Below are 5,791 nucleotides of genomic sequence, written 5' to 3'. Positions count from 1 at the left end.
CCCACGTCGCCCCACTGATCGTGCCGGTGTGCCCATTGCCCGACAGATCGGCCAGCGTCGTCCCGGCGCCTTCGTTGAAGCCGTATGCCGCAACCAGCCCGGGGTCGGATTGCGGACCAGGCGAGCCAAGCTCGTCGGAGCCCAATTCGCGCAGGTACTGCACCAGCGAACTCAGGTCGGCGCTGCTGATCGAAACGCTGTTGTGCGCCAGCACCGCGGCCTCAAGTGTCGAAGCCGAACCGTCATGTAGATAGGGCCCTGTTTGCCACACATCGCGCAGCGTCGGGACATCAATACCGGTCAGCGTCCCACCCGATCGTTTTCCGCTGGAGGGCTTCAGGGTGCCGATGTTCTGCAATCCCATTAACCCTGAATTCGTGAACGATGGTCCGCCATGGCAAGCACCGCAACCCTGTGCGGTAAAGACTGCGCGACCAGCCGCACCTGTCGCGGTGATCGCACCCGAAGCGTCACGATATGGGGTCGGGTCGAAGGAGTTGAGCGAGCTGACGTAGGCCGCCAAGGCGTCCAGGTCTCCACTCACTCCGCTTTTGGGGTCACCCAGCGGCTGGCTGCGCGTGCCGGCATTGAAGGAGATGTTGCTCATCAGTCCGGTGCCACCGGCCAGTGTGCGAATCTGCCCTTCGAAGTCTTGCACTTCGTCGAAGTTGCCGCTCCAGTGCAATAGTCCTTGTGCGCCGGCGCGGCCACGCAACGCGATCGTGTTGCGCAACCCCTCGCCCTGACCGGTCAAGTCCCAGGTGCGGCCGTCGCTGCCACCGTCGTTGTGGCAAGTTGCGCAGCTCAAATAGCGATCAAGCGCGAGACGAGGATCGCGGGCATCGTAGAAAAGCTGCTTGCCCAGGAGCACCGTGCTGGTGAGCTTTTCCGACCCGACGGCGTTCAGGGAGGCCACAAGGGGAACGCTCAGCTGTCCACCGGTGAGCAGCGTCTGCAGGTCGTACACGCCGACCGTGCGGTCCATGAAGTTGTTGACGTACAGCGTCTTGTTGTCGCCGGAGATGGCCAAGCCTTGCGGGGCGCGGCCGACACTGAATCGCATGATCTGGAAGCCGCCGTGCGCGTCGACCACCGCCACCTCGCGACTCGTTTCGAGGGCGACAAACAGGTACGTGCCTCGGCTGTCATACACAGCGGCTGTCGCAACGCTCGCGTTGTCGTGATCGACACGCTTGCCGAGGTCTTCTTGATTGGTGGAAAGCACGATGCGAGAACTGATGGCCCTCACTGTGCTCTGAAAATTCAATGCGGTGCCGTCGCGCAGCGTGCCTCGCTTGATGTTGTCCTGCTTGGAAGGGACCCAGGCCTGGCTGCCGTCGGGCGAGATCGTCGCCGCGCCCAGGTAATTGGGTATGCCACGTCCTTGGTTTTCAAGGTCGGGCTTGTCACTGTGCTGCAAGACGATGGTGCGCATGAGACTCAGGCCGCCTGCACTCATCACCACCACCTCTGCGCCATTGCTGGGCGTGGTCGTGACGGTTGCCGTGCTTTCGCCGGGCAGGGACGGCGTGATGAAGCGCGATACGTAGACGCTGGCGCCATCGGCGCTGATCGACAGGTGCCGCGGGTTGGCGCCGACCGATGCACTTGCGAGCAAGGCGTAGTTCAGCGCATCGAATTTCAGCAACTGGCCCGTGGCCTCGAGCACGACGAACGCCTGCGCCGCGGTAGGTGACATGGCGATGCCGAATGGCCGTGATGCGCGTGGCAATGCAATGGTGTTGACCACCGCATTGGTGGCTGGGTTGATGACGCTGATCGAGTCGCTTCGCTTGTTGGTCACCCAGATCAGCCCGTTGGGCGCGAGCGCAATGGTGCGCGGAGCAGTGCCGACGCTCACCTCGGCCTGCTTGGCAAGCGTGACGGCGTCGAATGCACTGACGCTGTCATTGTCCTGGTTGACGACCCACAAGCGCGGATTGCCGCTCGCGGGTGTTTGCACAATGATGTTGCTCGACACACTCGGCTTGCCAGACATAGCCGGCAGGTACACGCTTTGCAGGAAGGTGCGCGTACGCACGATCAAGCTGCTGTCCGTTGCACTGAAGGTCACACTGAAGGTGCCCGGAGTGGCAAAGGTATGGCTGATCGTCGCGGACGACGACCAGGCGGTATCACCTGTTCCGTCGCCGAAATTCCATCGATACATCACATTGGTGCCACCCTGCGTGGTCGCCGTGAATGTCGTCGTGCTGCCAACCTGCGTGGCAACAACGGGCGGCAACGGGTCGATGACGACGCCGTTGATCGCATTGATGGTCCACACGAAGTTGGCGCTGGCGACGTTGATGCCGTCGCTGACGGTGACGACGACGTTGTAGTCGCCTGCCGCCGATGGCGAACCGCTGATGACGCCGGTTGTGGAATTGAGTGACAAGCCGCTCGGCAGCCCGGTGGCCGTGTAGGTCAGGGTATCGCCGTTTGGATCTGAGGCGCTCAGTTGCAGATTGACGGTCGAGCCCACGTCGCTTGCTTGCACGCCGGGGTTTGTAATGGACGGTACGGTGGCCGGGTTGGGCACCGGTGCTATCCCCATGCGCACGATCTTTGCGACCGAGGGCACCCCGGCTTCGTTGAACACAAAGAGCATGTAGTACCCAGGCGTAGCGTCAGCCGCGCGCGCTGGTGCCTGTACGGACAGATTCAAACCATTGGCGTTGAAAGTCAGATCCAAGAACCGCTGGTCCATGTTGAAGCTGTGAGTCGTCGCGCCGGTCTTCACCAGCACAACACGGCTCACACTTGCTGCGTTCGCGACGCTTACCGAAATCACCTTTCCGATGTCGACCCATTCGGGCGCCGACGCGATGATCGGGCGCGAAGCGCGTTGGCCACCCGCGGCAAAGAGATAGGGCGGGTAATAGATCTCGGCATTGAGCTCATCCCTGGACTCAGGCGATGTCACGAGGGCTCCGCCGCCTGTTGTCAGCACGCTGGCATCCGGCAGCAGGATGGCATTCGAATGGTAGAGGTGTGGTCTTGTACCCGACGGCCCCTGCATCCATTGGCCGGTGATCGGATCCCAGACCTCGGCCTTGCTGTTGACACCGGTCAGTTCGTTTTCCACTTGGCTGCCGCCAGTGGCAAGCACTTTTCCGTTCGCGAGAATGGTTGCACTGACCCACTGACGCTGCGAAGACAAGGATTGCGTTGGAGTGATCACGGGGTTGCCACCGCCGGTGATGTCGATTACCAAAGCGCCATTGGAATTGCCGCCCAGTTGAAGAATGCGGCCGGGACGGAACATGGCTGCGCTTCCAGTCCAGCTTGCGTACTGCGAGGCGAGTTGCCCGGCCAGCGCGATGCTCCCGTTGCCGCTCGGGTTGACGTAGTACATCTGCCCATTGGAGTCGTACCCAAAGACTCTTCCATCGGGTGCAACGAAATTCCGCGGATAAAACGCCTCGAACGCAGAGGTATCGGCAGCGGACAACAAGCGGAATTCACCTGCCAGACTCCGGACCTCGGGCCGGTCGGTCCCGCCCGTCCCACCCTGGATGTAGATTTCTCCGTTGGCCAACGTCACGGCGGTTGAGTAATAGCGCAAGCGCTGCATGTCGGGTTTGCGAGTGATAGTTCCGCTCGCCACGTCGAACACGTTGCTGTTCTGGTTGGGCTGATTGAGGGGCCCCCCGGACCACAAGGATCCTCCAGCGATGAAGGTACTGGCCGGAGCACTGGGCGACTCCGGCGGCAGCATCACATTGGCGCTGCAGAAGATGTCGGTACCGGTGCCATTGGGCAAGGTGAGATGGCCTGCATCAGGCGCGCCAGTGCCATCCCAAATGTCGTAAGTCGAGAGTCCTGTCTCTACACCGGTGGTGGTACTACCGTACGTCAGCAGGCGTCCATCGGGCAGAACCACTGCATGCACGGCGACGCCTGGCCAGTTGTAGACAGGCGACCACATGCCACGCGTGTTGGCATCGCTCGGAATTGGGATGCTGGGAAAGAAGGTCTGTGGCGGTGTGACGGCGGCCTTTACTCGATTGGATGAGTTGGTTTCGGTATCCTCTTGGCCACCGCCGCATGAAAGCAGCACAGCCGCACACAAAAGAACAGCGAGAAAGCCTTTCCTTGGCCATAGGCCACGGGAACCTATCTTCTCCATCTTTTCTCCTCCGGTGCCTTTTTTCGACATGAACATGGCGATGCAATCCGCTCACGCAAGCTAGCGCATGTCAAACATCTCGAGACAAACGCGGATGGCTCCAACCGCTCCGACCATCGAGGGCTATTTACCCAAGAATAGTTTCCCTGAGCGCAAGTGCTACCCCTTGGATAGGGTATGGGGATCAGATAGTTAGGGAGGCGGCGGAAGGATCGACACGTACGCCAAGCTTGTCAGCTCATGCACTATGGTCCGCAGATCTATACGAGCAAGCAGGCCGGGCTGTCGTCGAACGCGGTTGAATTTATCCAAAGCATCGCCAGTGCTGCGACGGGATGGTTCCCACACGGGAAGACGCTGAAGGTCGCGTTCGCCCGCGCTCGGGTCGTCGAGGCTGGACAGGAATGCAAGGTAGCGCAGATTGCAGCCCAGGAGGATCTCGCGCAGGTCGATGAGGCTGTAGATCGTCTCTTTCAGCGGGGCCAGTTCCCGCGTGGCAGCGCTACCCCTATGTTCCACCTTGCGGTGGTGCTTGAAAAAGCTGACGTCATTGACGGTGGTTTCCACGCGCAACACGCGCGAGAACTTGTCGTAGACCTTTACCGCTGGCCGCGCCCATGTAGTGCTTGATGCAGCGGCCTTCGATGCGGGTAGACAGCCGCGAGCCGATCTCTTCGGCCAACAGGGGCGTGATCTTCTTGCCGAGAAAGCCAGCCACGCGGGGCACGTCGGCGGCCAGCACCGCCTGGCGCGACAGCGCGTCGTACAGCGGCACCAAAATCTCGCGGCTGCGAAACATCAGATCCGTGGAGTACTCGGCCTGTCGGATGCTCCAGTGCCAATCTTCCTGGGAAAACGCGTCGGCCACCGGGCACAGCCAATGGGCATAACGCCTCAGGCGCTGGTGAATCACATCGGGACTGAAGGCGTCGGCCAGCGCCTGCGCACGACCATGGTCCGAGATGCACAAGAAGGCGTTGTCTTCCTGCACGAAATCTGACCGCACTGGCGACTTCGTGCCGACCGAAACCCGCGACCAGTTGTAAGCTCACCTCTTACCGCGCAGCGTACCGTCTACTGCGCGGTGTTCATGTCGGCGGCGATCTCCGTCGCGCTGAGGGCGCGGTTATAGATGCGCACTTCGTCAATCGTGCCATTGAAATTGAACTTGCCCGCGCCCGTGCGACGACCCACGTTGACGTTCACCGTCGAGTTTTGCTGTGTGGCCGTGACGGTCCCGCGCAGCGCGCCGTTGTTCAGCACGCCGTTGACGTACACGCTCATCGTTCGAGCGCTTGCGTCGTACACACCCGTGACGTAATACCAGGTGTTTGCCTGCAGGACCGTGCTGCTGTAGCGCGCCATCAGCGCCCCGGTTGAACTGGCCAGCTTGAAGCCCACCGTTCGAGGCCCTGTGTCGACCGACGTGTCGAGCTGGAAGCCTATCGCGTTAGAACTGCGCTTGGAAACGATGGCTGCATCATCGGCCGGGAAGGCGGTCGTCCGGATCCAGGCGCTGACCGTCATGCTCCCGGTGAATTGAAGCGATGTGGGGTTACCCAGGTCAACGTAGGCATTGGTCCCGTTGAAGTTGAGGGCGGGACCGTACTTGCCCGCCGTGGTCCACGTCGCGTTGTTGATCGTGCCGTTGTTGCCGTT

Annotated in this window: 4 protein-coding genes; all 4 read right to left on the bottom strand. The window is 61.3% G+C overall.

The annotated features are described in order from the left end of the window. On the bottom strand, window positions 1-3,931 hold a 3,931-nt coding region (locus tag AC30NL_RS14850; protein WP_489464773.1), incomplete at its 3' end, for a galactose oxidase-like domain-containing protein. A 393-nt stretch (window positions 3,932-4,324) separates the two neighbouring features. After that, window positions 4,325-4,699 (bottom strand): hypothetical protein, encoded by a 375-nt coding sequence (locus tag AC30NL_RS14845; RefSeq protein WP_489464772.1) that lies wholly within the window; start codon window positions 4,697-4,699, stop codon window positions 4,325-4,327. After that, window positions 4,680-5,138, bottom strand: coding sequence for a hypothetical protein (locus AC30NL_RS14840; protein ID WP_489464771.1), 459 nt, complete (start codon window positions 5,136-5,138; stop codon window positions 4,680-4,682). Before AC30NL_RS14840 ends, AC30NL_RS14845 begins: the two co-directional genes overlap by 20 nt. Window positions 5,139-5,206: 68 nt before the next feature. Further along, window positions 5,207-5,791, bottom strand: a 585-nt coding sequence (locus AC30NL_RS14835) for a LamG domain-containing protein (RefSeq protein WP_489464770.1), incomplete at its 5' end; no start/stop codon positions are given.

Origin of the sequence: Rhizobacter sp. (assembly GCA_021153565.1) — a bacterium.
Classification (GTDB): Bacteria; Pseudomonadota; Gammaproteobacteria; order Burkholderiales; family Burkholderiaceae_C; genus Albitalea.
This window is presented reverse-complemented; position numbering and strand designations above follow the sequence as displayed.